A 25,633-nucleotide genomic window follows, 5' to 3' on the forward strand; every position below is an offset into this window, starting at 1 on the left:
TTTATCCTTTTTACCAGTTTAACAATAGTACGTCACAAACAGCGCATGATTTTCTTCACTGTATCCTTTATGACGACGACGGTCTTTTCAATATCGCACCAATCTTCTTTCTTTTTGTACTCACCGGAGAGGATCGATGCGGAAACCACTACGGTTTTATCCATTTGATTCCATATATAAGTGTCATGAATCGAACTGCCGACGCTTTCTCTGTAATCGATTCCTCTATCGTTATAGCTTTCTTTCACTAGGGAGATAAGCGTCTCGCTGAACGCTACCGGCGGCAGAAAGGAAACGTCCTCCCAGACACTTTCAACCGCATCCTCTTCAGCGACGTTGCGGATTATTTCTTCGACGTGCACCATACGCTGCCTCAGCACTGCTTCGACCGGGTGTTTCACATCAAGAGAGAATGTAATGGAACAAGGAGAACGATCCGTTGCACCCGGCACCTTGTGAATCTTGCCGAACGTGACGATCGTTTCATCTTCCAAACCACTGATCCACTGCTTAATTCGTTTGACTGCTTTGACTGCCGTTACCAAAGGATCCTTCCGAGAAGAGACCGGCACCATCCCTTTGCGGCCGGGAAGACTGATGAATTCGACGGAGTGCCAAGAAGTTCCCTGTACGCTCGTGACGATATCAAAAGGCGCGGCTTCACCAGGCACCGGTTTTGGTCCGATATGTAAACTGATAAACGCCTCCATCTCTTCTACAGCCTTTTTTCTATGAAAATCGATCCGCACAGGTTGATCCAATCCTTTGCTGAAGATGCCGGGGACTGTCTCGCGTGGCACCATTGCCGGGTATGGCGTTTCCGTCTCATTCATGAATAGAACAACTTCAAATGGTTGGGAGAGCTCCACTTCTTCCTTCAACGATTCCAGCACTTCCAGTCCTGCCAGCATGCTGAGCGCATAATAAAATGTTCCCGTCTTTCTTTCAAGATGAGAGCCGAGCACGATTGGTGCTTTGTCCGGATTGCTTCCTTCTATCCGGGCATGGATATTTCCTGAGTCGTCAATCCGCACCTTTCCACCGACTTCCCCTACCCATTTCATGAAGAGGACCCTTGCTTCGATCTCTTCATTCATTAAGGAAAGGCTGCTTGTCCCATCCTGCCGCACTTTGCCGATATCTGCCATCTCACCGAGCCGCTGCTTCAATCGTTCCAGCTTCACCGGCATCTCTCCTCTATTTATTTATAAGTAAACCCTTTCAAAAAAACAAGTTTTAATGTTGGATTCCGTCAGATACTACCCCACCTTTACCTCATCATATATAACATCCTTTAATTTACATAATTCGATAAAGGTTCGACATAAGTCAAAAATGACTTACTCATTAAAAATAGAGTCGACTGGATCCGCTTTGGGACCTTTGCTAAACAAAAACAAGCAGAGCTCAACAAGCTCTGCTTATTTTCTGAACAGATATACAACCGCCCCAAGCATCGGAATGAGTCCGAGCCATTGTAGCATATTCGATCGTCCATTCCGCCGTTCTTTCCAAAAGATGACATAAACACTAAGCAGCGTCAGGACGAGAAAGTCCACCGTCATAATATGGACGAACTGGGAGGTGAGGAATGCCTTCCCATATAATTCGAAGTCACCTGCCGATACCCCGTATAGAAACAGGGCAGTCGTTCCTGTCCCAAGCAGGAGCAGAAATGCTTTGGAGTGAAGCAGCTGAATCAATCGGTTAGGAATACGTATCCCCCCTTCTGCACGGCCGCTTGCGAAAAGGAAATAAGGCAGCAGTGCGAAGGCTCCGAGAAAGAAGGAAGCGATGACGAACGGCCACGCCGGAACCTTGCTGTCATCTTCCTCCAGGAGCAAAGCGGCGAAGATCATCGGGTAGATCCCCAGAAAGCTGAAGACCATTAACAGAGATGGATCAGGATCATCCATTTTTATAAGCGATTCAAGGTAACCTGCGTTTCCATTAGGTGCTGCAAATACGGCATAGAGGATGAATGCGGTCCACACCATAAATACGATCATTCGTTGCATGAGACTTCCCCTCCTTGTTCGTGCTTTTCCCTTTTCATTTGAAAAATCGTCCTCAAAAATCCATTCTTACCGTTCCTATTCCCTTTCCAATTAACGGAATATTCTTTTTATAGTGGCTGTACCCTCTCACAGAAGGGTTTATATCAGGTATAACTTCTTTACCAATTTAAAGCGTGTTTACATAACATCGTCGATGTACTACAATGAACACGCAAACAACCCACATATCTGACCAATATGTGAATATGTAGAATTTGACCACCCTTTACGAAGGCCTCCACATCCCCTAAATGTGGAGGCCTTTTTTATGCATTCAGGTTTGACGTGCCTGTTATTCCGCGTTAAGCTTTATATATGAATATATGCACATATATAAAATAAACCAACGTATTTTTTACAAGTTGAATTGGAATAGTACAGGTAGGAGGAGATGCAGATGGGACACGACCACGGTCATGACCACACGCACGGCGCGAACAAGAAGGCATTATGGATCAGTTTCATCCTGACAACCGGCTACATGATCGTCGAGGCGATCGGAGGATTCCTTACGAACAGCCTGGCGCTGCTGTCGGATGCCGGACATATGCTGAGTGACTCCGTGTCGCTTGGTGTTGGTGTCTTTGCGTTCGTTATGGGGGAAAAAGTGGCAGATTACAGCAAGACTTACGGATACAAACGGTTTGAAATCCTTGCGGCACTATTCAATGGTGTGACGCTCGTACTGATCTCCCTTTATATTTTCTACGAGGCTTATAAACGATTCCTGGAACCGCCGGAGGTAGCCTCGACGGGAATGCTGACGATTGCAATTATCGGTCTTATCGTCAACCTTGTGGTCGCATGGATTCTCATGCGGGGCGATACGGAGCACAACCTTAACCTGCGGGCGGCGTTCCTTCATGTCCTTGGTGACCTGCTTGGATCCGTCGGTGCCATCATCGCCGCCATCCTCATCATGCTGTTCGACTGGGGATGGGCCGATCCGCTCGCAAGTGTGATTGTCGCCGTCCTTGTACTGATCAGCGGAGCAAGGGTCGCCCGCGACTCGGTTCATGTGCTGATGGAAGGAACACCGAAGAACATCGACGTCGATGATATCGTCGCAACGATCAAAGACACAGCGGACATTCAGGACATCCACGATCTGCACGTATGGAGCATCACCAGCGGACAGAACGCCCTCTCCTGTCATGCCGTGGTGACGGATGACCGGACGATCGGCGATTGCCAGGGCATCCTTAAAAAAGTGGAAGAACGACTTAAGGATAAGGGAATCGGCCATGTGACGATTCAACTGGAATCGAAGGAACACGCGCACGATAACTCGGTCCTCTGCAGCGACCATACCCATGAACATGATCATTAAAACCCCCCCTTCTGGAGATACTCCTCCTGAAGGGGATTTTTTTATCCCCTTTCAACAGCCCCTTTCCAAGTGTTAGAATAGGTACTAACAGAATTTTTCTAAAAAAGGAGACCGGTTTCATGGATCCTCTATTCTTTTCGATCGCCATCATGGCCATCGTGGTGGCTGGTTCCTTCGCTGCGTTTATCGCTTTGCTGCTTATAAGGAACAGGAGAACATAATAAAAAGAAGGCTGGATGAGGATCCAGCCTTCTTTTTGTATGCTCTATTGTGCTTTTAATTCGCTTTCCGTCACCCATTTATGGTTCGTCACTTCTTCTCCACCGTCGACGGGCACGTAGTCGACCATATACACGGTCGTAGCTTCTTTGGATTCGATGGTCGCTTTCGCTCCGTCCATGCCAGGCATATGATCAGCCCGGAGTGTGACTTCCTCGCCCGGCTCAAACGTCTGATCATTATGACCTTCGATTTCTTCGTGGATGACCCATTTGTGATCAGTCACCCGCTCGCCTCCGTCTGTCGGTTCATAGGAAACGATATAAGCAGTCGTATCATAGGCTCCGACAACCGTCGCTTCCGCCCCGTCCATGCCAGGCATATGGTCAGCGGTGATCACCGCTTTACTTCCAACGGCAAAGGTAGGATCTTCTGCCTCCTTCAAATCGTCCGGAACTTCTCCGGATCCGGAGTGATCCATCGATTCATGCCCGTTTTTTTCTTCATGGCTCATTTGCTCCGTGTCGGTCGCTTCCTGATCCTTCTTCTCGTCCTGTCCACTGTCATCATTGCCGCAGGCAGCCAAGCCTACAAGCACCACCGCGGATAATACCAACATCTTCATCCATTTCATTCTCTCATCTCCTTTTTCTCTTGTGTTACCATCCTTGACCATCTTCCTTTATTTATACAAAAGTCCGAAGGGGATTCCTCAGACTTTACAGGCTGTTCATTTACTTTTGAGGAAACGGTTCTTTTACAAACATAGAGAGGGGGGATCCAGAAAATGGAATACTTTTGACGGGGCGCCGATGAGCACTTCGGAGTCTGCCTATTCACCTCCGCCCTTTGCTGAAAAACTGACAAAAGCCTGAGGAGACCCTTCAGGCTTTGTTTGTCAGGATACGACGTCGTATCCCTGTTCTTCAATGGCTTCGACCATCGCCGCTTCGCTGACATGATCGGCTGCTTTCACCTCGACATCACCGCTGTCGAGATGAACGGTTACTTCCTCCACTCCATCGATCCCTTTCAGCGCACCTTTAACTGCTTGTTCACAGTGGTCGCACGTCATTCCTTCTACTTTAAGCGTTTTTTCCATATCGCTTCATCCTTTCCATTATAGTTTCATCCGTTTTAGCCGCAGCGAGTTACTGACGACGCTGACAGAGCTTAAGGCCATAGCCGCGCCTGCCACCCACGGAGCAAGAAGCCCGAGAGCGGCAACCGGGATGCCTGCCGTATTATAGGCCAGTGCCCAGAATAGATTCTGCCGGATGTTCTTCATAGTTTTCCGGCTGAGGCGGATCGCTTTCACCAAGTGTTCCAGGTCGCCTCCGACCAGCGTAACATCTGCTGTTTCTATCGCCACATCACTGCCTGTGCCAATGGCGATGCCGATATCGGCGGTGGCAAGAGAAGGCGCATCATTGATGCCGTCACCGACCATGGCGACTTTCTCGCCCTGCTTCTGCAATTCCTTCACCTTCGCTTCCTTCTCTTCCGGCAGCACTTCTGCCAGCACATTCCTGATGCCTGCTTCGGCAGCAATAGCTTCTGCCGTCCGTCTGTTATCCCCTGTCACCATGTACACATGAATTCCGAGCGCCTTCAAATCAGAAACGGCTTCTTTGGACGTCTCCTTGATCGTATCTGCAACAGCAATATAGGCTTTGATTTGCTGATCGGCAGCCAGATACATAACTGTTTTCCCTTCCTGTTCCAAACGAGAAAATGCCTCGTCGTAAGGTTCATATGACAGTTGATTCCGTTCCATCCATTTTCTCGTACCGACAAGGATCTGCCTGCCTTCGACGACTGCCTTAATCCCATAGCCAGGGACAGCCTCAAAGGATTCCGCTTCTCTTTCTATCACGCCGCGCTTCTGACCGTACGTGACGATGGCATCAGCGAGCGGGTGCTCAGATGCCTTCTCGGCTGCGATCAAGTCAGGCAGCCAATCGGCTTCTTCCCCTTGGAGAGTGATGACGTCCGTTACCTCGGGTTTCCCTTTCGTCACGGTACCTGTTTTGTCCAAAAGCACCGTTGTAAGCCCCTGGGTGCCTTCCAAATACTCGCCGCCTTTGAAAAGAATCCCCTGTTCTGCTCCCTTTCCGGTTCCGACCATGATCGATGTCGGTGTCGCCAGTCCCAAGGCACACGGACAGGCAATGACGAGAACAGCGATGGCTGCTTCCAGCGCAGGTGCGATGTCACCGTTCAGGAAAAACCAGAGCAGGAACGTAAGAAGAGCGATTCCGACGACAATCGGAACGAAAATGCCGGAAATGGCGTCCGCAGTCCTTTGGATCGGAGCTTTCGATCCCTGCGCCTCTTCGACGATCCGAACAATGCCGGCAAGGGCGGTATCTTTCCCTATCCGTTCCGCTTCCATCCGAATGGTTCCATTCTTGTTGATGGTCGATCCAATGACTGCGTCTCCTTCCTGCTTTTCCACTGGAAGAGACTCACCGGTTATCATGGACTCATCGACTGCGGAGGCGCCTGTAAGCACGCGGCCGTCGACGGGAATTTTCTCCCCGGGTTTCACAAGCAGCGTGTCCCCGACCGTTACTTGGTCGACCGGCACCTTTTCTTCCATTCCTTCTCGGATAACGGTCGCTTCCTTCGCCTGCAGATTCAGCAGGTTCGTGAGCGCGGCTGTCGTCCGTCCCTTCGCCAGCGATTCCATCAGCTTCCCGACAAGAATCAGCGTGATGAGGACGGCACTCGTCTCAAAATAAAGCTCCGGCATCCGATCCGGGGCTGCCTGCCAGCGGAACGCTTCGACGACGCTGTAGAAATAGGCGGCGGAAGTACCGAGTGCGACCAGTACATCCATGTTCGCACTCTTATTCCTGAGCGCCCGATAAGCTCCGGAGTAGAACCGGGCACCGATATAGAACTGCACAGGCGTCGCAAGGACGAACTGGAACCACGGATTCATCAGGATACCCGGAACCGGGAGGCCGATATCCCACGGGAGATGAGCGATCATCGTGTATAAAAGAGGCAGGGAAAGCAAGGCAGACACGAACAACTTTATCTTCTGCTGCTTGATTCTCGCCTCTTTTTGTTCCTTCTCGGTTTCACGTTCCTGTTTGATAACCGCCTCATACCCGAGCTTCTTCACTTTGGCAATGATGTCATCTATGGATACACGATCCGGTTCGTATTCGACGAATCCGGCTTCCGTTGCCAGGTTGATGGTCGCCTGTTCCACTCCGTCCATCTTACTCAACACTTTCTGGATCCTCGTCGAGCAAGCCGAGCACGTCATGCCGTGAATATCGAGTTCCACCTGTTCTTTCTGGACACCGTACCCCAGCTTTTCAATCTTTGCGGTTATATCGGACGGCTGGACGTGTTCGTCGTCGTAGTGGATCGTCGCCTTCTCCATCGCAAGGTTGACATTCGCTTCGACACCTTCCATTCTGTTCAGCACTTTCTCGATACGGGTGGAGCACGCCGAACAGGTCATCCCGGTGATTCCGACGTTCATATCTTTTTTTCCACTCATCTTAATCCCTCCTATTTGGAGAACTGTTGGATGACTTTCATCAATTCATCGATGGCTTCGTCGCCGTTTCCATTTTTAATCGCACCTGCCACACAATGATGGGTATGGCGCTCCAACAAGGAATGGCCGACTTTCTTCAACGCCTTATCTATCGCTGAAATCTGAATAAGGATGTCGACACAGTAACGGTCCTCTTCGACCATTTTCTGAATCCCTCTCACCTGACCTTCTATACGTTTCAAGCGGTTCACGACCGCATCTTTCTCTTGTACTGTTCTTGGTTTCGCCGGCTTTTTGCCGCTGTTCTCCGGTAAACTATGTTCTTCGCACATATGGATTCCTCCTGTCCATTTCAATATACCCCTATAAGGTATAAATAGTCAACGCAGAGGATTATGTTTATTTAAAAGATTCCTCTATGTTTATGAATACCGCTACCGGGTATAAAAAATAAAAAAGAGGTGAGTAAATGTTAGTCACGGTATCATGGATTGCTCTCAGTATTGGTTTGTTATCTTCCCTCATCATTGTTATCGACATCATCAAACATCCGCAGATGATGGGAGTGATGAATGTCGTCTGGCCGATCAACGGTTGGTTCTTCGGTCCTTTTGCCTTATGGACCTACTTCAAATGGGGCCGCTTGAAGGCAAAGAATATAGAAAAAGAGGATGACAGGGGCAAATCGGCCAAAGTGTTCGTTTCGACGAGCCACTGTTCGGCCGGATGCACGCTCGGCGATGCAGTCGGCGTACCGATCGTTGCGATGACCGGATTGACTATCGCAGGGACGACCCTGTTTGCGCATTATACGACCGAGTTCATCCTTGCTTATATTTTCGGAATTCTGTTCCAGTTTTATGCGATTTACCCGATGCACAAGAAAAAAGGTGCCGGACATGCAATCAAATCTGCTATTAAAGCGGATTCGCTCTCCTTGATCGCTTTTGAAATCGGCATGTTCGGCTGGATGGCGATTGTCCATTTTGTCTTATTCACACAGCCGCCGCACCCGGATCAAATCACCTATTGGTTCATGATGCAGATCGCTATGATCCTCGGTTTCCTGACGAGCTATCCGGCCAACTGGCTGCTGGTAAAAAAAGGAATCAAGGAAGCGATGTGACCTTTTTTATGAAAGTCTTTGTTTAACATCGATGATATGTTGGGAAGATACCTGTAGAAACAAACTACGAAAGGATGATGAGAGATGAAGGAACGTATATACATCAGCCCGGCCAAATATGTGCAGGGGCGTAACGCCATTCAAAATATTGGGAAACACCTGGAAGGTTTAAGCGGAACAGCGGTCGTCCTGGCAGATGAAACCGTATGGAAGATTGCGGGGCATGACGTCGTGGGTCACTTGAAAGAAGCAGGATTCGAAACGAACGAAGTCGTCTTCAACGGGGAAGCATCGACTCAGGAAATGGACCGGATCACGGATATTGCGAAGGAAGCCCAAGCTTCCATCGTCGTCGGTGTCGGGGGAGGTAAAACACTCGATACCGCTAAAGCCGTTTCCGACCAGGTTCAAGGCTTTACGGTCATCGTACCGACAACGGCTTCCACGGATGCACCGACAAGTGCTTTGTCTGTTGTTTATTCCGACGAAGGGGTGTTCGAAACGTATCGTTTCTACAAAAAGAACCCTGATCTCGTCCTGCTCGACTCAAAAATCATCGCAGCGGCACCACCGCGTTTCCTTGCTTCCGGAATCGCCGATGCGCTCGCAACGCTCGTTGAAGTACGCAGCGTCGTAAGAAACAGCGGGAATACGATGGCAGGAGGGCAGCCGACCCTTGCCGCCCAGGCGATTGCAGAAAAATGTGAAGAGGTGCTGTTCGACTATGCACTGCTCGCTTATGAGTCCAATGAGCGTCAAGTCGTTACACCGGCACTGGAACATGTCATCGAAGCGAACACACTTCTCAGCGGACTCGGATTTGAAAGCGGCGGTTTGGGTGCTGCCCACGCCATCCACAACGGATTTACCGCTCTGGACGGAGAAATCCACCATCTCACGCACGGAGAAAAAGTGGCGTTCGGTACACTCGTCCAACTGACGATGGAAGAACACCCGCAGGAAGAAATCGAGGAGTACATGGCGTTGTACACAAGTCTTGGCCTTCCGATCACGCTGGAAGACATCAAGCTGAAAGACGCCTCCAGAGAGGACATCCTGAAAGTAGCCGAAGCAGCGACCATCGATGGCGAAACGATCCACCAGGCATTCACCATCACAGCAGAAGAAGTGGCGGATGCCATCATCGCAACCGACCAGTACGCCCGCAGCTTCAAGGGTATGCTTGGATTAGGGGAATAATTATAGCAAAAGGCCGGGAACATACTTCCCGGCCTTTTTTCTATGTTTTTGAATCCTTCAATCCACCCGTATTCATCAGCACGACCCGCCACCCATCCGGGTCCTCGATTGTCACGCCTTTCTCCTCCCAATATGGATTTTCCGATGCGACTTCTTCATACCCCATCCGGGTAAGTCGATCCGCGGCCTGCAGTTGTTCCTGCTTATCTTCTATGTAGAAAACCAATAAGTTGTCCTTCGACGGAGCAGGGCACGGACTTCCTTCTTCGTGGGACGTGAACTCCAGCTGATAAGCGAGCGTCGGGAGTCCGAAGACGATGCCGTCATACCCCTGATGGCCATGAAACTCCGCCACTCGTTCCAAACCAAGACCCGCCTCATAGAACGTGATCATCTCATCCATTTGATCGGTTGGTCTTGCTATTCGTATCTGGCTTGCTTGAAAGTTGGTGAATTTCATATATCCCTCTCCTTCCTGTTCCATTAACCATTTACATTAGCCTGGGTTATTCCAGTTTGTTAAAGCTTTGTCAGCACTCACTTTTTTTCTCTACAGAAGTAACGACCGCCACCATTCTTACCACCACCGTCAGTACAGCAGCCGGGATAAAGTATTCCGCTTTAAAATCCCCGCTCATGAAATAATATACGCCGAAACCAACAGCCGTGAGAGCAGCTATCCACCCTGTATATTCGATGAATCGATGCAACCTTATTCACCTTCCTTCGTTCCTGTCATCCCTCTCTGCCGGCATCTTATCATAGCTTGCGCCGGGTGTCTTCCCTCATTTTGCCGGTTTAGGCGCCTCCCCCGTTTTCAAAGTGAGGATAATACTCCATACGCCCGCAGCCGTACCGGCCACACCGGCGACGCCGACGGAGAACTGATCCGGAACGAAGAAGCCGATCGGGATAATGACGAGGAAAGAAAAGACAACGATCCCTTGATAAACAGCGGATGTGACTCGAGCAATCGTGCTCTGGAACAGGGCCAGAATCAACGGTGGCAGAAAAAGAACAACGATCATTCCGATCGACAACCACAAGCCCATCGGCTCTTCATAGGAGATCGTATTCGGCCCTGTCGGATTCCTCGCAGCAAGTAATGCCGCCGATACGGCAAGAAGTAAAAGAACACAGACGGGCAACAATCGTTTCAACAAGAGAACTCCCCCTCATTCCATTTTATTCCTATCATACAAAAAGGAAGAGGTCTTGCCTAGAACAAAAAAAGAAGGCTCAGCAGATGCTGAACCTTCTCTTCGTTAAAACCCTAATAGTTGGAACACATATCCGCCGGCAACACCGATTATGACAATCAGCCAGGCCGGGACTTTCCAGACGTTCAATAAAGCGAATAAGATGGCTGCGAGCGCGAAGTCCGATCCGTCCATAATGGAGCTTGTAAGGACTGGATCATAGAACGCCGCAAGCAGAATACCGACAACGCTCGCGTTCACGCCCATCAAAACGCCCTGGAAGGAAGCTCGTCTGCGCAGTTCACTCAGAAACGGCAGCGCACCGAACAGCAGCAGGAACGACGGCAGGAAGATCGCGACCGTTGCGACGACCGCTCCCGATACGCCCTGCATCATCGTCCCCAAATAGCTGGAGAAGGTGAAGAGCGGTCCCGGAACAGCCTGAGCCATTCCATACCCGGCCAGGAATTCATCCGGAGACAGGAAGCCTGTCGGAACGAGTTCTCTTTCAATCATCGGCAGGACGACATGCCCGCCGCCGAAGACGAGCGATCCGACACGGAAGAACACGTCAAAGATGTGTAGCAGCGGATGTTGAAGCGCCTGGTTCAGAACCGGCAGGAAAATGAGAGCTGCTGCCAACACAGCAAGCGAGGCGATTCCGAACTTCTTTGAAATAGCAACATGAAACGGTTCGATATTCGATTCTGCTTTCTTTTGAAACAACACATAACCAACGGCACCTGCTCCGATGATAATAGCAATCTGCACCCAGGCGGACGGGAACAGAAGCATGATCAATGCACCGGCAAGGGCGATGGCGATCCGGCTTTTATCCGGAGTCAGCTTCCTGCCGAGGCCGATCAGCGCGTGGAGGACGACAGCTGCGGCGACGATTTTCAAACTGTGAATGAAGCCGGCATCTCCGAGGGAGAAGTTTTGATAAAGCAGTGCGAAGATAACGAGGACGAACACGGACGGCAGGGTGAATCCGAGAAAGGAGACGATCCCTCCCAATATCCCCCCGCGCAAGATTCCGATGGACATCCCGACCTGACTGCTCGCAGGTCCCGGCAGGAACTGACAGAGCGCGATCAGATCGGCGTATGTCTTATCGGTCAGCCACTTCCGGCGGTCGATGTACTCGTCCTTGAAGTAGGCAAGATGGGCGACAGGTCCGCCGAAGGACGTGAGCCCGAGTTTCGTCGATACAATCAGGATTTCCAAAAGGATCTGGAACTTACTCTTTTGCTGCATGGAATTCATAGGTGTCTCCCCCAATCATTTGATCTCTTTGAACAGCTCGTACGCTTTTGCGCGGGCTTCTTCCAATACCGTGTCCCCTTGTTCGGTACTCCGGTAGTATTTTCTTATTTTGCCGTTCACATTAACGTCTTCCCGTTTCAACAGACCATCCTTCTCCATCGTGTGCAGGATCGGATAGAGTGTACCGGCACTTATTTCATACCCGTGTTCGCGCAGCTCCTCCAGCATCCACGACCCGTAAATGGCCTCTTCCTTGGCGTGATGCAGGATGTGTATGTGAATGAATCCGAGAAACAGCTTTCTTAATACGTCCAAACTGTCTGCCTCCTTTTCTTATTATCGAATCTCTATATCGATTTTCGATATTATTGTAATGGATGGACATAGGGGATGCAAGCCAAGGGGAGAAAATTTACACAGCCTTAACAAAGGAAGCCCTAAAGAGGGCTTCCTTTGTTAAGGCTGTTAGGGGAACCTTCCCGTTTGCTTCCTCCGACCGCTTCCCTCGTCAGGACAGTTTCCACGCTGGAATAAGCGAGTGGAATCGGAAAAAATAACTCATCGGGATGTGGATGGCCGTGTAGACAGCGAGTGTCAGTCCGTAAGCAAGAAGCCACTGCGGCACAGCTGCACCAAGAAAGACGTAAAGCAAAAGCATGCCTGCAGGAAACGGCACCAATACGATCAACCACATCGGACTTCCCACGGCTTCCGTCAACGCACCCAGCGTGACGACCGAAAATCCGATGATCAAAGCCTGCCAAAACGGCAGCCCGTGGCTGAGCAGGAAACCGGCAATATAGTAAGAGCACCCGGTTAATGCGATGGCTAAAGTAAAATCAAAAAAATACTTCACGGTTTTCCCAACTCTCTTTCCATTGAAAAATAGTGCCCCATTTCTTTCAGGCAATAACACCACCTTGACTTAAGAAAGATTCAACTGCCAGGAAACGCCGTGACGATCGTTGACCCAGCCGTATTTCCTGCTGAAGCCGTGGTTGCCGAGCTCCATCAGCGCCTGGCCGCCCTCGACGAGCGCCCGGTACAGCCGGTCGATCTCCTCCTCTGAATCACATTCCACAAATATGGAAGATGACGGGGAGAAGTGAAAGGCATGTTCAATCGGACTGTCGAAGCAGCGGAATTGCTGCCCTTTCAGAGAAAAGACGCCGGCCTTGACGCTTCCTTCCGGGGCCCCTTCATCCGATCCGAAATGGACGATGCTTTCTATTTCGGCATCTTCGAACAACAACGCATAAAAGGACATCGCTTCTTCTGCATCTCCGTTCTGAAACATTAAAAACGGGGTGACTTTATTCACTATGAACCAACTCCCTTCCGACTCTACTCCTTAACATTCCACAAACCTGGAAGAATTCCTTCTCTTATAGATACATAGTCCATATATTGGTAAACTCAGAGAAGAAGGAGGTTGGTACTATGAATGTCCAGGAATGGATGCCGCTGATCATTTGGTTCATCTATCTGGTGATCTTCGCTGCTGTAGTAACCGGAATCTTTGTCTTTATCAAGCTGTTGAAATCAAAGAGCTCTTCTGCACATCCGGTGGAGGAAGCCGGAACAAAAAGGGGAACCGATTAACCCCCGTCTGCCTCCTGCAAGCCTTATGGAGGAAATAAGGATAAGAAAATGGAATAAAGATAGAATTATTAAATCACAGGAGATAATCATGCCAAAAACACTTCCAGAAAACGATGCACTACTCCCGGCAGCCATTGGTCTATTCTTCACGGCCATACTGCTGTTATCCTGCCGACTCTATCTCTACGGTGCAGGAATCCTTGTACTTTTGATTCTTCTTTATACTTTTTCACGCCGGCATCGTCCGGTACTGTCCCTGTTCATTGGATTCCTGACAGGAACGGCCCTTTACCAAGCATCCAGTGACTTTCTTTTTGCTTTCTGGGACGTTACAAAGGAGTGGAAGGTCATTGGAAACCGGAGCTTCCTCCTGTTCATCCTGGCCGGTTCCCTCCTGGCCATCCGCCTCTCCGGACAGAAGGCATCGTTCTTTGCAAAAGCTCCCGACTGGAGAAAGCGGATCGTCATGCCAAACCACACAGTTCCATTGCCGCTCTTTTTGACATTCGGCCTTATCGGATCGGTGTCTATATTCCTTCCCCTGCTGTTTACCGACGGAGCTTACCCCCGTTCCCTTTTGCTTTACGGGCTGGTATTTTCCCTGTTAAACGCATCTCTGGAGGAGTTTCTCTGGCGGGGCGTTCTGCTTGATTATCTTCAAAAGAATCTCTCGACGGTTCATGCCGTGATTATCACAAGTATCGGCTTTGGGCTGCTTCACGTCTCTATCGGCATCCCGCTCGTCTTCAGCCTGCTGTTTTCCTTCGGCGGCCTCTTTTATGCCTGGGTCGTTCTGAAAACGGACAGCATCTACCCCGCCGTCTTTTTTCACTTTCTCATTAATATGGGGATGGTCCTCAACGGATGGATCTTTTAATAGAAAAAAAGCCGGGATCTCTATAGGAGCTCCCGGCTTTTCCTTATTCTGCAGTCGTTGCTTTCAGTGCTTTGATCGTACCTGTATGTACCCCTTCATGGTACAACGTGAAGTTCAGGATCTCTCCGACCGTCGGAAGGCCCAGGAAGGCTTTCGCCGCTTCGTCTTCCAACTGTCCGGCTAAGGCTTGTTCCAGTTTCTTCGGCTGTTCCTCCAATGCCTGCTTCAATTCTGTAAGCGTCGGAACGTCGCCCTGCCAGTCTGCCGGTTTCGTTCCCGGTGCGAACAGCTCCAAATAACGGGAAGGTGTTTCCACCGGTTTGCCTCCGAATCGTTCTACGAGAGAATTTTGGACGACAAGGATGTGTCCGAGGTTCCAGCGGATCGTGTTGCTGAATCCTCCCGGCTGTTTGTCTGCCTGCTCTTCCGTAACGCCGTCCATTTCCTTCAGCGTCGCCTGCCTGACCATATTAATCTGTGTGAAAATCTGTTTTTCGTTCATATGAATCCACTCCCTTCTTTTCTCTTATTCTAGCTTGCCCGATTCCCTGCCTCAAACCATCCGTCTCGTGTTTCCCGTTTTTAAGAAAAAAGACCCGCTATCAAATACGGATCGGGTCCATGTGGAGGACGGTCTGCAGAACCTCTGTCATTTCCTCAAGCGCCTCTCTTGCTCGATCGACCCTGCCGATCATATTTACGAAACTGTGTACGAGGTCATCATAATGAAGGTGACGCACCACACCTCCCGCTTCTTTCAGACGCTCCGCATAGGAAAAACCTTCATCCCGGAGCGGATCGTAAGCTGCCGTTACGAGTAAAAGCGGTGGAAGACCGGTCACATCCAACGCCCGAAGCGGGGAGACGAAGACCTCCCCGCCGTCTTCCTCTTCTTTCAAATAATGTCCGAAAAACCATTCCATTTTTTCCTTCGTCAAATTGTACGCATAACCGGCTTGGTAAGAAGAGGTGTCGAACCGGTAGTCGAGGACGGGGGTGATCAGAAATTGGCAAGTGATTTCTATATCCGCTCTGTCTTTAAAGTAAAGGGAAACAGCGGCTGCGAGGTTTCCACCGGAGCTTTCACCTCCTACGGCAATTCTTTCCGGATCGACATGCCATCGCGATGCCTCCGCCGTCATCCATTCTACGCCGTCCACGGCATCATGGAAGGCCGCAGGATAGGGATGCTCTGGAGCGAGACGGTAACCGACCGAAACAACCACCACCTGAGCCCGACTGGAAAGATAACGGCACACATTGTCCGCGCTGTCGATATCCCCGAACACCCAGCCTCCTCCATGGAAATATACAAGGGCGGGGTGGGGACCTTCGTGCTCGGGTGTATAAATTCGGACAGGGATCTCGTTCCCGGATCGGTTTACAAACGACGTTTCTTCCACCGATGCACCGACCACCGGAAGTGCGGTAAAAAACTCACGAGCAACTTGGTAGTACTCTCTGGACTCCCCCGGACTCAGGCGATCAAGGGACGGATGTTCCAGTTCTTTCATCCGTGCCCCGATGCTATTCAACAGGTCCAACACCTGCGGATCGACTGGTTTCATGATAGAATCCCCCCTGCCTTGGATGTCATCCTCTGCATCGGTTCCACGAGGACTTGATGATCGGCCAACGACTTTTCAAACGCCGCTTTCTCCCCTTGAATCAGCGTCGCTTCCTTCCATGGAAGGTCGATATGTCCAAGCACCTCGCCGCCGATCTGCTTCAGAATCGGCAGGATGATCCGGTTTCTTCGGTCCGGCTCCCCGATGATTCGATGCGCATCATACGTGTCGAAAAGAAAGTAAATCATCGCTCTGATCAGTCCGAGACCGTCTGCTTTGTTCAACAGCGGCCGGGGCCCGATCAGCAGATGCATTCCCAAGTCCTTTTCCTGATGATCATAATACTCACGGATCGGATCTTTCCTGATATCATAAGCAATGACATACGTGACCGGCTCCCCGTTGCAGGTGCCGATGTAACAATCCTTATGTTCTGCTTTCAGGGAATTCTCTACCCATTCCGTCAATTTCTCTTTCGAAACGTCGAGCTTCCAGAACGGTGCAATATGCTTTTGATGCATCCATGTATGTAAAAGGTCTGCGTCCCCGATTTCAAGCGGTCGGAACGCAAAACGGCGGCTCTTATCTTCTTCTACTATCCTGAATTCTGTCTTCATACTTATCCCCCTATCAATTGATAACAATTATCATTATCATTTACATCAAATTATAGAAGAGATGAGGAAAAAAGACAACGGGAAAAAAGCTCGACCCAGATGGATTGAGCTTCCCTTTCATCCCACTATATCTTTAATCGTATTCCAATTCTGCACCAGTGCCAGGGCGGAGAAAAGGACATAAAAGCCGCTGAAGAACAGCACCTTCCTGAGCGGCTCTCCTTTTCGTACGTCAGCTCCGACGAAGAAAAGGGTCGTAAGAATGGTGGTAAAGAATATCCAGTACTGGCTCTGCTGCCGGTTCACCAGATCGAGGAGGTAATCCACTTTCCACTCCTGTTCGTCGTTCGGCGCAAAGGTAAGCTGCTCTTCCTCTACCCCGATCGAATTATTTTTCTGCAGAAGGACCTCTGCCTCGTTTTTCTCCACGACTTCATACCCTTGCGGGGCATAGTGGAAGGTATAGGCGAAGATATACGATATACCAAGAGCAACCAGCAGAAGTACAGCCCGCATCAGGATCCGCCTGACTTTCCCTGCTGTTTCTTCCTTCATCCTGCTCCCCCCATTCAAACAGTCCAGTTAGTAGGATACGTAGATACAGAGCCCTTATTGGTAATACGCATGAACCAAGTCATCCATGACGACGTTGGTACGAAGGGCCGTCTTTCCTGTACTCGGACAGCTCCCTTCCCCGAGCAGTTCCGCTGTGATCGAACGGATGTGGGGTTCCTGAATATGCTTCGGATGCTCGATGGAAAAGGACTCTTCTCCGGATTCGGTCAAAAGGACGACCGGTTCCTCATCGAACGTGGAGAAACGGATTTCTCCCTCTGTACCGACAATGCGGTTCTCATCTTTATTTGTATAAGAAGAGAAGTTCCATATGCCCGTACCGAACGCACCGGACGGAAAGGAGAAGGCTGCATTCACCGTGTCCTCCGCCGGATAGGAATCAGCGAGATTATCCGCCGCTCCTTTCACCTTTGTCAAAGGTCCAAGCAGATAGTCGAAGAGATCGAGCGTATGGGAGCCGACATCATAGAACAGGCCCGCCCCGCTTTCTTCCGGAAGAACACGCCAAGGCCATGCTCCGTTTTCGTCTTTCTTCATCAGGCGCTGCGTCTGCTGGATCGATGCGAAGCGGACGTCTCCGATCGCCCCGGATTCGATCAACTCCTTCACTTTCAAGAACCTCGGCAGCGACCTCCGGTAGTAAGCGACAAAAAGCGGGACATCATGCTTCTCACAAGCGGCTACCATTTCTTCACATTCCTTGGTATCCATCGCCATCGGCTTCTCTACATACACAGGTTTACCCGCTTCTGCTGCCATGATGGTATAGGCTTTGTGGGAGGAGGGCGGGGTCGCGATATAGACCGCATTCACTTCCGGGTCGTGAATCAAATCCTCTGCTTTGTCGTACCATTTCGGCACGCCGTGGCGCTCTGCATAGTCCTTCGCCTTCGAACCGTTTCGTCTCATCACCGCGACAAGAGAGCTGTTCTCCACCCGCTGAAACGCGGGACCGCTTTTCACTTCCGTCACATCGCCGCAACCGATGATCCCCCACCGGACTTCATCCTTTATGTACGCACGTTTTTTATCAGACATCTTTGTCACCTTCCTACACTGGAATCTACTCTCTACCAATTATTTCAAATCCGGAAGATTTCTACAACTCTCTCCGCTTTTTTTCACAAGATTACATGAATGATAGATACATATAGGAAAGAAGCGTGCCTGCCTTTCTTTAATCCAACCGCTTCTTCATCAAATCCGCAATGGCGAGCTCGTTTTCCCGGCCGGACTGTTCAAGCTTTCGTACGACCCGCTCCCGGCGATCTTTCGAATGATTCTGGCTCAGTTTGGCTTTTCCTTCGATTCTATCTATCAGGATTCGAAAAGGGACAATGCCTTTCCTCATACCTTTGACAAATGCCGGATCTAATTCATTTAAATCGTAGCCGCTCCCCGGTGCTTCGTAGGTAGTGACTAAATCATGAAGCGAGGCGAGTATCTGCTTCTCATCTTCTACTATTTCAAGCCTTCCGTAGACGTGAACGGCAACGTAATTCCAGGTCGGAACCGCTCGATTCGTTTCGTACCAGTCGGAAGATATATAACAGTGAGGCCCTTGGAATACAGCCATCACCTGCTTTCCCTCCGCTTCTTTCCACTGGTGGTTCGGGAGGGCGAAATGGCCGTACAGTGCTTCTTCTTCTCTATTAATCTGCAGTGGAAGATGAGTAGCAGACACTTCCCTTTCCCCCATCGAAACGAGGAGGGCGAACCCGTTATTTTCGATGACCTCAAGAGCAGCGGACTGTTCCATCTGGAAATGCTTCGGTATGTACATCATGTCTCCTCCTTCAGCGTCTTAGCCATAAGATAATCCGTCTGCTCATCCTCTCCCATGTAAAAGGAATGCTCCCCGATTCTTCTAAAGCCCAGCCGCTCATAAAAGACGAGTGCCGGTTCGTTCTTTTCCCAGACTCCGAGCCACACCTCGGACTTGTCCCATCTGCCTGCAAGATCAAGCGCATAAGTAAGCAGGCGTCGGCCAAGCCCCTGTCTGTGAAACGCCTTCCTTATGTATATCCGCTCGACTTCAAGCGCATCCTCCCCCATCGGCTCACTCTGGGAATCTCCGATGTTCACTTTCAAGTAACCAGCGAGTACGCCATCCACAAACATACAATAAAAGAAGGAATCATCCTCTGCCAGTTCCGCTTCCATCCGCTCGATCGTGTACGCCTGAGCCAAATAATCGTTCATGTTCTTCTCCGTATTCTGTGCGGCGAAGGTGTCGTAGAATGTTTCCTTTCCGATAGAAAGCAGAGTGTGCGCCTGCTCTTGTCCGCAAGCTTTGATATGAATGTCCATCGCTTTCTCCCCCTTCAATAATTCCGTTTGTTCCCTTTCTTTACGAACTCCCAATCCTGTTCGATGTTCTGCCTCATCCGCTCGACCAAGTCGAAAGCAGCTGCCTTCTCCTCTTCGGTGAAGCCGCGGAAGGCAACGTGCTCCGAGTAGTCGTTTTCCCGTTTGATATGGGGATAGACAGCCTGCCCCTTCTTCGTCGGATACAGCCGTTTGATTTTTTTGTTTTCATCATCGGGCTTTTTCTCGATAAAGCCGTTCCCTTCGAGTTTCTTAATCGCACGCGCCGCAGTCGTGCGGTCGACTTTGATCATCTCCGCCACTTTTTCCTGGATGATCCCTGGGTGCTCCACGATGCGGACCAGATACAAATACTGCCCCTTCGTAAGGTCATACTCCTTGAATTCTATGTTGCTGATCGAGTCAAGTGCCCTTGCGATCATACCTATTTCTCTCAATATCGCTTTCATCATCTGCTCCTTTTCTTTCGTTGCAAATACAGCCTGTTTAAGATATGCTCAGTATAACGACTTAATGTTGCATTTGCAACAAAAAGGAGGATATACATGACCTACCTGCTGTATGTCACCGGGATCGTCATCCTGGCACTGGGTATTTCGCTTACCATCCTTTCCGGACTAGGCGCCTCCCCGTTCGACGCGCTGCTCGTCGGACTTTCCGAAAGCATCGGACTCACCGTCGGAAGCTGGGAAATCATCATCGCCTTCATTCTGATCGGATGCAACGCGCTCCTCGTCAAGCAGCGGCCGGAGCTCTTCGGGCTTCTTACCGCAATGATTACCGGCATAAGCATCGATACTTGGCTGTTTCTACTGGATGACTTCCTGTTGCCCATTGCCTGGTACAGCCAGGGTGCCTGCTTCCTGTTCGGTTTAACGGGGATCGGCTTAGGTACAGCTCTTTACCTGCAGTCGAATTTTGCAGCGATACCGATTGACCGGCTCACATTAATTTTGAAGGAATGGCTGCGTTCCAGCATTACACTTGCCCGGTCGTTCCTCTATCTCTTGTTCCTGATTCTCGCCTATCTTTTCAACGGTCCGATCGGAATCGGCACGCTGTTGACGGTCATTCTGGGAGGCGTCGTGCTTCACTACTTCATAAACCGGGTAGAGCGCATGACGCGTCGTCCAGCCGGCAGTTCCTGAGGAAAGAAGGCTTTAGACAGCTTCCCAAGGAGGAAGCAACCCCCTCAGACGTCCGGTTTTGAAGTTAGATATAGGAACGGAATGGTTGAGAAAAACTGGGTGAATGGCAGTTGGACATATAGCGGCTATTCAAATAAAGGGAAACAATAGCTGAGGGGAAAACTTTTTATGTTAAAGAAACTAACGATCAGTTATATAGCCATTTTCCTTCTAATGATGGCCGGATGCTCCGTCGTTGAAAGCGAAAAGAACAATCAGGAAGCCTATTATAAACTTCAGCACGAAAAAAGGATGACCGGGTACGCTCCCGATCATCCTTTTTTCTGTAGAAATTCCAGCACCTCTTCCTGAAGCCGCATCTGGAACTGCCCGCGGTCAAATCCTTCCGGGTCTTGGGAAGGCGGGAAATCGGGGTGCTTGATGACATCCGGAAACGGGCTCAAAAAAGAAAAATGCCCGGCTTGTTCGATGACTTGATGCTCGACCCGTTCTGGGTGCGGCACTCCCTGAAGCAGGATATCGGCATGGAACGAAGGCGTGATATCATCCTTTTCACCTGCCATCACGAGAATCGGAACGTCCACACGATCAAGAGCACCGGCGGACCGGAACCAGCCTAAGGCAGGTGCGAGGAGAATCATTCTCCTGATCCTCCGCTCGACCTCCACTGCGATCGTTTCCGGATTCCCGTCGTCCGTCTCCCATGGAAGCGTGGCCGGGACGCCTCCCGCTGCGGCGACGGCGGTGTATCCACCCATTGAATGTCCAATGATGGATATGTCTCCGGCATCCACATACTCCCGGAGCTGATCGTCCGTAAGCAGCCGATCGATCGTCTGTGTGATATGCATAGGCCGGCTTATCAGATTTTCCCGTGTGTTCTCCAGCCGATTGTCGTCTTTATTATTAAAGGGGTGCACCGGCATCGCCACGAAAAAGCCGTGACGTGCGAGATAACGGCCAAGCGTCCGATATACGAGCGGCGTGCCTCCTGTCCCGTGAGAGAGGACGACTAGAGGAGAACTTCCCTTACGCGGATCAGCCCCTTTTGCAATAGACATCTGGTATGGGCCGAGGTGCTCTTCTTTTTCCTCTGTTTCTGTAGGATAGAAAAGGTAAAGGGGGTAAGAAACGCCCAGGTGGTCATCCTCCACCTCTATCTTCTGAAAGCCCGCATTTGCTTGTGTCTTTTGTTCCAATTCCCATACCTCCATGTTTATACAGGCTGCTTGTTAATGACGATTGAAAGCTTATAGTTCGCCTGTTTATTTAAATCCACGAGAAACGCATCCAGTTCTTCATAGGACGGAAACCGGCATTCGAGAATGTAGCATCCGTCTCCGCTGATTTTATAATGATTCGAAACATACTCCTTGTTTGCGTCAACGAACTCTAAATACGGCCGGTGATGAATGCTTTCGGTGATGATTGTAAGGAAGGCATGAATCGTCCAGCCCACCTTCTGCTGGTTGAGGGTAATCGTATAGCCTTCGATGATGCCCTGATCCTCCAGCTTGGCGACCCGGGAAGCGGCGGCCTGACCGGTCAAATGGACCTTATCTCCAAGCTCCTTCATCTTGATTCTGCTGTTCTTCGTCAATTCTTTGATGATCTGCCAGTCTGTTTGGTCGAGCATCCAGCTTCCATCCTTTCATAAATCAAGTGAAAACAGAGAAAGACTTGATTCTGTCTATGTATCCCCTTTTTTCTTAAGTATAGAATAGACCTGAGCCTAAAATAAAGGAGATGTTCTCATGAATATACAACTGATCCGCAACGCCACCCTTCTTGTCACCTATGCAGGGAAGAAGTTCCTCATCGATCCGATGCTCGCAGAAAAAGGAGCTTATCCCCCGTTTCCAGATTCGCCGAGACAAGAGGAACAGAATCCATTGGTGGACCTGCCGTTACCCGTGGAGACGATCCTTCAAGATGTCGACGCAGTCCTCCTCACCCATCTGCACCTAGACCATTTCGATGACGCAGCGAAGGATGCTTTGCCGAAAGACATGAAACTGTTTGTCCAGAACGATGCTGATGCAGAAACTGTGAAAGAATCCGGATTCCGTCATGTGGAAGTCCTGACAGCCCATACCGAATGGCAGGGAATCGAACTCGCCAAAACAAAAGGAGAACACGGGAGAGGGGACATCCTGACGCTCACCGGGGAAGTCTGCGGTGTCGTTTTCCGCCACCCGTCAGAAGAAACCCTGTATGTCGCAGGAGACACGGTCTGGTATGAAGGTGTGCAGGAGGAAATCGACCGGCACGCACCAGGCATCATCGTCGTCAACGGCGGCGACAACCAGTTCAACCAAGGCGGCTCTCTCGTCATGTCAAAAGAAGATATTCTTGAGGTGCACCGTGCTGCACCTCATGCCACGATCCTGTCTGTTCATATGGAAGCGGTCAACCATTGGATGTTGTCGAGGGAGGAGCTGGCGCATTTCGCAGAGGAACGCGGATTTCATTCCCACCTCCTTATACCGAAAGACGGAGAAAAGCACGACTTTTAAAAAAGGGAAGCCGTGGCAGGCTTCCCTTTTTTCATATAGAAGAAATTACGTAATATTCGGGTCCGTCACAGCCTGGCCAATATTGGCAGGTGCGACCGGCGCTTCGTCACTTTCACTGTCTGATACCGAGATCGGAGAGATATACAAAGAATCTCCGAAATTAACCACTCCGCCACACAAACTTCCAATTTCGATGTTGCCATAAATGATGCACGGCATATTGTTCCCCACCTTTACCTCATGCTTCTATCATCTTATGGAGCTTATCCCATGTTTGTATAGTCGAGCCGCCCTTGTAGAAGCTACTTCAGGCTTTTCCTTTTTTGTAGAAACAAAAGGCTTCGGTCCACCGTTATTCCGTCCATTCCTTAATCCCGGATAAATCGCTGTAAATGGAATCCGGCTGGATGTCGAGTTCTTCTTCCGGAAGCTCGTTCCGGTTGATCCAGGCCGTCCGGAAACCGAAGCTCTTCGCCCCGAGGATGTCCCATGGGTTCGAGGACATGAACAACACTTCCTCCCTCGACACGCCGAGTCTTTCCAGCGCATGGTTGTAGGCAGCCGGAGTCGGCTTGTACTGCTTGATCTCATCGGCACTGATGACCGAATCGATATACGGCTGAATCCGGGACTGATCGACGAGTGGAGCGATCATATTCTCGGAGCCATTCGAGAAGACGACGAGCTGTTTTTCGGATAGATCCTTCAAGACTTCTTCCACTTCCTCGAACAATGCAAGCTCAAGATAAGCTTCCATCAGACGGCTCTCATCCTCTTTAGACAGCGTGACGCCGTTCTCCTTACAGGCATACCTCAACGAATCGCGCGTAATTTCATCAAAGGGCTTATAGCGTTCGAACAACTGACGCAGGAAAAAATACTCCAGCTGCTTGCTCCGCCACGTTTGACTGATCGCATCCCCTTTATCCGGAAACAGGTCGTTGCACGCTTTCCGAACGGAATAGACATCGAATAACGTTCCATATGCATCAAATACAAGTGCTTTAATCATGTTTACATACCTCCGACTCTTCTAATTAAATCCTACTGTATCTCTCCCTTCTGTTCATTGCCACATTTAAGACAAGGCAAACATAGAACATTTCGTAAGCGGCTGCCGAAAAGAGTAAATCCGAAACGATCTGCAGAATATATCTATTGACTCCACGCCGGATCTATCGTATATTTTCATTGTTATCAAAAATGATAATAATGGAGGAGGAACATTTCATGAGTAAATCAAAAGCCGATGCCATTCTGCACCCGGTGCGGATGAAGATCATCCAATACCTGTCGAGAGGTCCCGCCACAGGCTATGCCATCGTCCAGGCTCTGCCGGACATTCCGCAGGCAACGCTGTACCGGCACCTTCATGTATTAGATAAAGAAAACGTGGTCCACGTCATCGAAGAGAAGAAAATCCGCGGTGCCGTTGAAAAGACCTATTCCTTAAAAAAGGACGGAGCCCGGATCCATGCCGGCGACTTCGCACAGATGAGCGAAGAGGAGCAGATACAATTGTTCACCACTCTCTACTTTCAGCTGCTGGATCAAACCGAAGCCTATATCAAGAGCAACCCCACGATAGAAAAAGACCCGTTCGGCTTCAATCGGCTGGACGTGCAATTGACCGACGAAGAATTCTCCGACATGCGAAGCGAACTGGCACAGATTTACGAGAAGTACCATCAAAAGAGCAAGGAGAACAACGGGAGAAAAATCCAGCTCTATCAAATCTTTCTCCCGGAACAGGAGGATACGGAATGAAAAGAATCTGGATAATCAGCTTTCTTTTGAGCATCCTTGGTGCAGCAGGGGGGTACTTCATCGCGATAGAAACCTTCACCACCTCCGCGCTTCCTATTCCAGACCGGGACGTGTTCACGGTTGTATTGACCGTACAGGCTGCCGTCCTGACACTTTTATTCAGCTGGATCGGCCTTATTTTACAGAAGCGTACCGATTTAACGTTAATCAAGAAGGAGAAAAAACAGAAGGGACTTCTTCTTTCGCTGTGGTTCGGTGTGTTGACCGGCTTCCTCATTCAAGCAGGGGATGCATGGGTTTTCCCGCAGATCATTCCTGGGCTTGCCGACCACTCCCCGACCCCTTCTTTTGCCGGGCTTGCCGGCGGCGTGTTGTATGGAGGGATCGTGGAAGAAGTGATGCTCCGACTTTTCGGTATGACACTGTTTATCTATCTGGTCGGGAAGGTCCGCAAGCAGCGTTCCGTCCCCGACAGCTATTACTGGGCAGCGATCATCCTGACCAGCATCCTCTTCGCTGTCGCGCACCTGCCGGCCAACGCGGCCTTATTCGGGGAACTCAGCCTTCCAGTCGTTTTTCGAGCGCTTCTCCTGAACAGCATTGGCGGTCTGTTTTTCGGATATCTTTACTGGAAGTACGGCTTCTGGTTCAGTGTATGGTCACATATGACGGCCCATATCAGCATGCAGCTTATCTTTATACCTATATTTTTCTAAT

Annotated in this window: 34 protein-coding genes; 9 read left to right on the forward strand and 25 right to left on the reverse strand. The window is 50.1% G+C overall.

What is annotated here, in order from left to right:
• Nucleotides 1-32 precede the first annotated feature (32 nt).
• Together AXG56_RS11045 and AXG56_RS11050 are read right to left on the reverse strand one after the other, a co-directional pair.
• Nucleotides 33-1,184 (reverse strand): hypothetical protein, encoded by a 1,152-nt coding sequence (locus AXG56_RS11045; RefSeq protein WP_062514479.1) that lies wholly within the window; start codon nucleotides 1,182-1,184, stop codon nucleotides 33-35.
• 237 nt (nucleotides 1,185-1,421) lie between these two features.
• Nucleotides 1,422-2,018, reverse strand: coding sequence for a hypothetical protein (locus AXG56_RS11050; protein WP_062514480.1), 597 nt, complete (start codon nucleotides 2,016-2,018; stop codon nucleotides 1,422-1,424).
• A gap of 436 nt (nucleotides 2,019-2,454) precedes the next feature.
• Here AXG56_RS11050 and AXG56_RS11055 point away from each other — a divergent pair, with 436 nt between their 5' ends.
• The gene (locus AXG56_RS11055) at nucleotides 2,455-3,387 is read left to right on the forward strand and encodes a cation diffusion facilitator family transporter (protein WP_153017418.1); all 933 of its coding nucleotides are present in this window, start codon (nucleotides 2,455-2,457) and stop codon (nucleotides 3,385-3,387) included.
• 265 nt (nucleotides 3,388-3,652) lie between these two features.
• Here the strand turns inward: AXG56_RS11055 and AXG56_RS11060 are convergent, their stop codons facing one another.
• The 4 genes from AXG56_RS11060 to AXG56_RS11075 all read right to left on the reverse strand — a co-directional run bounded on the left by AXG56_RS11060 (nucleotide 3,653) and on the right by AXG56_RS11075 (nucleotide 7,458).
• A complete protein-coding gene (locus AXG56_RS11060) occupies nucleotides 3,653-4,240 on the reverse strand; it encodes a YdhK family protein (protein WP_062514484.1) in 588 nt (195 codons plus the stop codon).
• A gap of 264 nt (nucleotides 4,241-4,504) precedes the next feature.
• A complete protein-coding gene (locus tag AXG56_RS11065; protein ID WP_062514486.1) occupies nucleotides 4,505-4,708 on the reverse strand; it encodes a cation transporter in 204 nt (67 codons plus the stop codon).
• Between the two features lie 18 nt (nucleotides 4,709-4,726).
• Nucleotides 4,727-7,126 carry a heavy metal translocating P-type ATPase gene (locus tag AXG56_RS11070; RefSeq protein ID WP_062514489.1) on the reverse strand — a complete coding sequence of 800 codons (2,400 nt, stop codon included), beginning with the start codon at nucleotides 7,124-7,126 and terminating at the stop codon, nucleotides 4,727-4,729.
• An 11-nt stretch (nucleotides 7,127-7,137) separates the two neighbouring features.
• Nucleotides 7,138-7,458, reverse strand: a complete 321-nt coding sequence (locus tag AXG56_RS11075; RefSeq protein WP_062514492.1) for a metal-sensing transcriptional repressor — start codon at nucleotides 7,456-7,458, stop codon at nucleotides 7,138-7,140.
• Nucleotides 7,459-7,595: 137 nt separating this feature from the next.
• Between AXG56_RS11075 and AXG56_RS11080 the strand changes: the two genes are divergently transcribed.
• Both AXG56_RS11080 and AXG56_RS11085 read left to right on the forward strand, forming a co-directional pair.
• On the forward strand, nucleotides 7,596-8,252 hold the full coding sequence (locus tag AXG56_RS11080; RefSeq protein WP_062514494.1) for a DUF4396 domain-containing protein: 657 nt from the start codon (nucleotides 7,596-7,598) through the stop codon (nucleotides 8,250-8,252).
• Nucleotides 8,253-8,336: 84 nt separating this feature from the next.
• Nucleotides 8,337-9,452 (forward strand): glycerol dehydrogenase, encoded by a 1,116-nt coding sequence (locus AXG56_RS11085; protein ID WP_062514496.1) that lies wholly within the window; start codon nucleotides 8,337-8,339, stop codon nucleotides 9,450-9,452.
• A gap of 40 nt (nucleotides 9,453-9,492) precedes the next feature.
• On the opposite strand, the gene AXG56_RS11090 is transcribed toward AXG56_RS11085, so the two are convergent.
• The 7 genes from AXG56_RS11090 to AXG56_RS11120 form a co-directional block, all read right to left on the reverse strand.
• Entirely contained in the window at nucleotides 9,493-9,912 is a 420-nt protein-coding gene (locus tag AXG56_RS11090; protein ID WP_062514498.1) for a VOC family protein, read from the reverse strand.
• Between the two features lie 70 nt (nucleotides 9,913-9,982).
• Nucleotides 9,983-10,162 carry a hypothetical protein gene (locus tag AXG56_RS11095; RefSeq protein ID WP_062514500.1) on the reverse strand — a complete coding sequence of 60 codons (180 nt, stop codon included), beginning with the start codon at nucleotides 10,160-10,162 and terminating at the stop codon, nucleotides 9,983-9,985.
• Between the two features lie 75 nt (nucleotides 10,163-10,237).
• A complete protein-coding gene (locus AXG56_RS11100) occupies nucleotides 10,238-10,612 on the reverse strand; it encodes a hypothetical protein (RefSeq protein ID WP_235601496.1) in 375 nt (124 codons plus the stop codon).
• Nucleotides 10,613-10,717: 105 nt separating this feature from the next.
• Nucleotides 10,718-11,917: a chromate efflux transporter gene (gene chrA, locus AXG56_RS11105; RefSeq protein WP_062514504.1), complete on the reverse strand. Its 1,200-nt coding sequence runs from the start codon at nucleotides 11,915-11,917 to the stop codon at nucleotides 10,718-10,720.
• Nucleotides 11,918-11,932: 15 nt separating this feature from the next.
• A complete protein-coding gene (locus AXG56_RS11110; protein ID WP_008633330.1) occupies nucleotides 11,933-12,232 on the reverse strand; it encodes a PadR family transcriptional regulator in 300 nt (99 codons plus the stop codon).
• 193 nt (nucleotides 12,233-12,425) lie between these two features.
• Nucleotides 12,426-12,773 (reverse strand): hypothetical protein, encoded by a 348-nt coding sequence (locus tag AXG56_RS11115; protein WP_062515243.1) that lies wholly within the window; start codon nucleotides 12,771-12,773, stop codon nucleotides 12,426-12,428.
• Nucleotides 12,774-12,842: 69 nt separating this feature from the next.
• Nucleotides 12,843-13,238, reverse strand: a complete 396-nt coding sequence (locus tag AXG56_RS11120) for a VOC family protein (protein WP_062514506.1) — start codon at nucleotides 13,236-13,238, stop codon at nucleotides 12,843-12,845.
• 119 nt (nucleotides 13,239-13,357) lie between these two features.
• Here AXG56_RS11120 and AXG56_RS19465 point away from each other — a divergent pair, with 119 nt between their 5' ends.
• The gene (locus AXG56_RS19465; RefSeq protein WP_161484913.1) at nucleotides 13,358-13,519 is read left to right on the forward strand and encodes a hypothetical protein; all 162 of its coding nucleotides are present in this window, start codon (nucleotides 13,358-13,360) and stop codon (nucleotides 13,517-13,519) included.
• A gap of 88 nt (nucleotides 13,520-13,607) precedes the next feature.
• Nucleotides 13,608-14,396, forward strand: coding sequence for a CPBP family intramembrane glutamic endopeptidase (locus tag AXG56_RS11125; RefSeq protein WP_062514508.1), 789 nt, complete (start codon nucleotides 13,608-13,610; stop codon nucleotides 14,394-14,396).
• A 43-nt stretch (nucleotides 14,397-14,439) separates the two neighbouring features.
• Here the strand turns inward: AXG56_RS11125 and AXG56_RS11130 are convergent, their stop codons facing one another.
• From AXG56_RS11130 to AXG56_RS11165, 8 genes are all read right to left on the reverse strand, one after another.
• Nucleotides 14,440-14,898 carry a DinB family protein gene (locus AXG56_RS11130; protein WP_008633335.1) on the reverse strand — a complete coding sequence of 153 codons (459 nt, stop codon included), beginning with the start codon at nucleotides 14,896-14,898 and terminating at the stop codon, nucleotides 14,440-14,442.
• A gap of 100 nt (nucleotides 14,899-14,998) precedes the next feature.
• The gene (locus tag AXG56_RS11135) at nucleotides 14,999-15,964 is read right to left on the reverse strand and encodes an alpha/beta hydrolase (RefSeq protein ID WP_062514511.1); all 966 of its coding nucleotides are present in this window, start codon (nucleotides 15,962-15,964) and stop codon (nucleotides 14,999-15,001) included.
• On the reverse strand, nucleotides 15,961-16,581 hold the full coding sequence (locus tag AXG56_RS11140; RefSeq protein ID WP_062514514.1) for a GNAT family N-acetyltransferase: 621 nt from the start codon (nucleotides 16,579-16,581) through the stop codon (nucleotides 15,961-15,963). Before AXG56_RS11140 ends, AXG56_RS11135 begins: the two co-directional genes overlap by 4 nt.
• Before the next feature lie 117 nt (nucleotides 16,582-16,698).
• The gene (locus tag AXG56_RS11145; protein ID WP_062514515.1) at nucleotides 16,699-17,136 is read right to left on the reverse strand and encodes a hypothetical protein; all 438 of its coding nucleotides are present in this window, start codon (nucleotides 17,134-17,136) and stop codon (nucleotides 16,699-16,701) included.
• A gap of 54 nt (nucleotides 17,137-17,190) precedes the next feature.
• Complete coding sequence (locus tag AXG56_RS11150) at nucleotides 17,191-18,195, reverse strand: Gfo/Idh/MocA family protein (protein ID WP_062514517.1); 1,005 nt, start codon at nucleotides 18,193-18,195, stop codon at nucleotides 17,191-17,193.
• A 139-nt stretch (nucleotides 18,196-18,334) separates the two neighbouring features.
• Nucleotides 18,335-18,940: an FMN-binding negative transcriptional regulator gene (locus AXG56_RS11155; RefSeq protein WP_062514519.1), complete on the reverse strand. Its 606-nt coding sequence runs from the start codon at nucleotides 18,938-18,940 to the stop codon at nucleotides 18,335-18,337.
• The gene (locus tag AXG56_RS11160) at nucleotides 18,940-19,467 is read right to left on the reverse strand and encodes a GNAT family N-acetyltransferase (RefSeq protein ID WP_062514521.1); all 528 of its coding nucleotides are present in this window, start codon (nucleotides 19,465-19,467) and stop codon (nucleotides 18,940-18,942) included. The genes AXG56_RS11155 and AXG56_RS11160 overlap by 1 nt, the downstream gene beginning before the upstream one ends.
• Nucleotides 19,468-19,481: 14 nt before the next feature.
• The gene (locus AXG56_RS11165; protein WP_026578066.1) at nucleotides 19,482-19,934 is read right to left on the reverse strand and encodes a MarR family transcriptional regulator; all 453 of its coding nucleotides are present in this window, start codon (nucleotides 19,932-19,934) and stop codon (nucleotides 19,482-19,484) included.
• 96 nt (nucleotides 19,935-20,030) lie between these two features.
• On the opposite strand from AXG56_RS11165, the gene AXG56_RS11170 reads away from it, so the two are divergent.
• Nucleotides 20,031-20,633, forward strand: a complete 603-nt coding sequence (locus AXG56_RS11170) for a YitT family protein (RefSeq protein ID WP_062514523.1) — start codon at nucleotides 20,031-20,033, stop codon at nucleotides 20,631-20,633.
• Nucleotides 20,634-20,944: 311 nt separating this feature from the next.
• Here the strand turns inward: AXG56_RS11170 and AXG56_RS11175 are convergent, their stop codons facing one another.
• The gene (locus AXG56_RS11175) at nucleotides 20,945-21,832 is read right to left on the reverse strand and encodes an alpha/beta fold hydrolase (protein ID WP_062514525.1); all 888 of its coding nucleotides are present in this window, start codon (nucleotides 21,830-21,832) and stop codon (nucleotides 20,945-20,947) included.
• A 17-nt stretch (nucleotides 21,833-21,849) separates the two neighbouring features.
• Complete coding sequence (locus AXG56_RS11180; protein ID WP_026578063.1) at nucleotides 21,850-22,269, reverse strand: Lrp/AsnC family transcriptional regulator; 420 nt, start codon at nucleotides 22,267-22,269, stop codon at nucleotides 21,850-21,852.
• A 118-nt stretch (nucleotides 22,270-22,387) separates the two neighbouring features.
• Here AXG56_RS11180 and AXG56_RS11185 point away from each other — a divergent pair, with 118 nt between their 5' ends.
• Nucleotides 22,388-23,149: an MBL fold metallo-hydrolase gene (locus tag AXG56_RS11185; protein ID WP_062514527.1), complete on the forward strand. Its 762-nt coding sequence runs from the start codon at nucleotides 22,388-22,390 to the stop codon at nucleotides 23,147-23,149.
• Nucleotides 23,150-23,194: 45 nt separating this feature from the next.
• On the opposite strand, the gene AXG56_RS19155 is transcribed toward AXG56_RS11185, so the two are convergent.
• A complete protein-coding gene (locus AXG56_RS19155; RefSeq protein WP_008633359.1) occupies nucleotides 23,195-23,368 on the reverse strand; it encodes a spore germination protein in 174 nt (57 codons plus the stop codon).
• Nucleotides 23,369-23,501: 133 nt separating this feature from the next.
• Entirely contained in the window at nucleotides 23,502-24,161 is a 660-nt protein-coding gene (locus AXG56_RS11190) for a haloacid dehalogenase type II (RefSeq protein ID WP_062514529.1), read from the reverse strand.
• A 218-nt stretch (nucleotides 24,162-24,379) separates the two neighbouring features.
• Between AXG56_RS11190 and AXG56_RS11195 the strand changes: the two genes are divergently transcribed.
• Together AXG56_RS11195 and AXG56_RS11200 are read left to right on the forward strand one after the other, a co-directional pair.
• Nucleotides 24,380-24,916 (forward strand): helix-turn-helix domain-containing protein, encoded by a 537-nt coding sequence (locus AXG56_RS11195; RefSeq protein ID WP_026578060.1) that lies wholly within the window; start codon nucleotides 24,380-24,382, stop codon nucleotides 24,914-24,916.
• Entirely contained in the window at nucleotides 24,913-25,632 is a 720-nt protein-coding gene (locus tag AXG56_RS11200) for a CPBP family intramembrane glutamic endopeptidase (protein ID WP_062514531.1), read from the forward strand. The genes AXG56_RS11195 and AXG56_RS11200 overlap by 4 nt, the downstream gene beginning before the upstream one ends.
• Nucleotide 25,633 lies beyond the last annotated feature (1 nt).

This window comes from Halobacillus sp. KGW1, from assembly GCF_001592845.1.
Lineage (GTDB): Bacteria > Bacillota > Bacilli > Bacillales > Halobacillaceae > Halobacillus.

Excerpts from the sequence above, each read along its gene's own strand:
- AXG56_RS11200 (WP_062514531.1), top strand. The coding sequence starts at position 24,913 with ATGAAAAGAATCTGGATAATCAGCTTTCTTTTGAGCATCCTTGGTGCA.
- chrA (WP_062514504.1), bottom strand. The coding sequence starts at position 11,917 with ATGAATTCCATGCAGCAAAAGAGTAAGTTCCAGATCCTTTTGGAAATC.
- AXG56_RS19155 (WP_008633359.1), bottom strand. The coding sequence starts at position 23,368 with ATGCCGTGCATCATTTATGGCAACATCGAAATTGGAAGTTTGTGTGGC.
- AXG56_RS11155 (WP_062514519.1), bottom strand. The coding sequence starts at position 18,940 with ATGTACATACCGAAGCATTTCCAGATGGAACAGTCCGCTGCTCTTGAG.
- AXG56_RS11195 (WP_026578060.1), top strand. The coding sequence starts at position 24,380 with ATGAGTAAATCAAAAGCCGATGCCATTCTGCACCCGGTGCGGATGAAG.
- AXG56_RS11180 (WP_026578063.1), bottom strand. The coding sequence starts at position 22,269 with ATGCTCGACCAAACAGACTGGCAGATCATCAAAGAATTGACGAAGAAC.
- AXG56_RS11075 (WP_062514492.1), bottom strand. The coding sequence starts at position 7,458 with ATGTGCGAAGAACATAGTTTACCGGAGAACAGCGGCAAAAAGCCGGCG.
- AXG56_RS19465 (WP_161484913.1), top strand. The coding sequence starts at position 13,358 with ATGAATGTCCAGGAATGGATGCCGCTGATCATTTGGTTCATCTATCTG.
- AXG56_RS11050 (WP_062514480.1), bottom strand. The coding sequence starts at position 2,018 with ATGCAACGAATGATCGTATTTATGGTGTGGACCGCATTCATCCTCTAT.
- AXG56_RS11150 (WP_062514517.1), bottom strand. The coding sequence starts at position 18,195 with ATGTCTGATAAAAAACGTGCGTACATAAAGGATGAAGTCCGGTGGGGG.
- AXG56_RS11065 (WP_062514486.1), bottom strand. The coding sequence starts at position 4,708 with ATGGAAAAAACGCTTAAAGTAGAAGGAATGACGTGCGACCACTGTGAA.
- AXG56_RS11135 (WP_062514511.1), bottom strand. The coding sequence starts at position 15,964 with ATGAAACCAGTCGATCCGCAGGTGTTGGACCTGTTGAATAGCATCGGG.
- AXG56_RS11145 (WP_062514515.1), bottom strand. The coding sequence starts at position 17,136 with ATGAAGGAAGAAACAGCAGGGAAAGTCAGGCGGATCCTGATGCGGGCT.
- AXG56_RS11185 (WP_062514527.1), top strand. The coding sequence starts at position 22,388 with ATGAATATACAACTGATCCGCAACGCCACCCTTCTTGTCACCTATGCA.
- AXG56_RS11140 (WP_062514514.1), bottom strand. The coding sequence starts at position 16,581 with ATGAAGACAGAATTCAGGATAGTAGAAGAAGATAAGAGCCGCCGTTTT.
- AXG56_RS11190 (WP_062514529.1), bottom strand. The coding sequence starts at position 24,161 with ATGATTAAAGCACTTGTATTTGATGCATATGGAACGTTATTCGATGTC.
- AXG56_RS11055 (WP_153017418.1), top strand. The coding sequence starts at position 2,455 with ATGGGACACGACCACGGTCATGACCACACGCACGGCGCGAACAAGAAG.
- AXG56_RS11130 (WP_008633335.1), bottom strand. The coding sequence starts at position 14,898 with ATGAACGAAAAACAGATTTTCACACAGATTAATATGGTCAGGCAGGCG.
- AXG56_RS11165 (WP_026578066.1), bottom strand. The coding sequence starts at position 19,934 with ATGAAAGCGATATTGAGAGAAATAGGTATGATCGCAAGGGCACTTGAC.
- AXG56_RS11125 (WP_062514508.1), top strand. The coding sequence starts at position 13,608 with ATGCCAAAAACACTTCCAGAAAACGATGCACTACTCCCGGCAGCCATT.
- AXG56_RS11090 (WP_062514498.1), bottom strand. The coding sequence starts at position 9,912 with ATGAAATTCACCAACTTTCAAGCAAGCCAGATACGAATAGCAAGACCA.
- AXG56_RS11170 (WP_062514523.1), top strand. The coding sequence starts at position 20,031 with ATGACCTACCTGCTGTATGTCACCGGGATCGTCATCCTGGCACTGGGT.
- AXG56_RS11085 (WP_062514496.1), top strand. The coding sequence starts at position 8,337 with ATGAAGGAACGTATATACATCAGCCCGGCCAAATATGTGCAGGGGCGT.
- AXG56_RS11080 (WP_062514494.1), top strand. The coding sequence starts at position 7,596 with ATGTTAGTCACGGTATCATGGATTGCTCTCAGTATTGGTTTGTTATCT.
- AXG56_RS11070 (WP_062514489.1), bottom strand. The coding sequence starts at position 7,126 with ATGAGTGGAAAAAAAGATATGAACGTCGGAATCACCGGGATGACCTGT.
- AXG56_RS11160 (WP_062514521.1), bottom strand. The coding sequence starts at position 19,467 with ATGGACATTCATATCAAAGCTTGCGGACAAGAGCAGGCGCACACTCTG.
- AXG56_RS11060 (WP_062514484.1), bottom strand. The coding sequence starts at position 4,240 with ATGAAATGGATGAAGATGTTGGTATTATCCGCGGTGGTGCTTGTAGGC.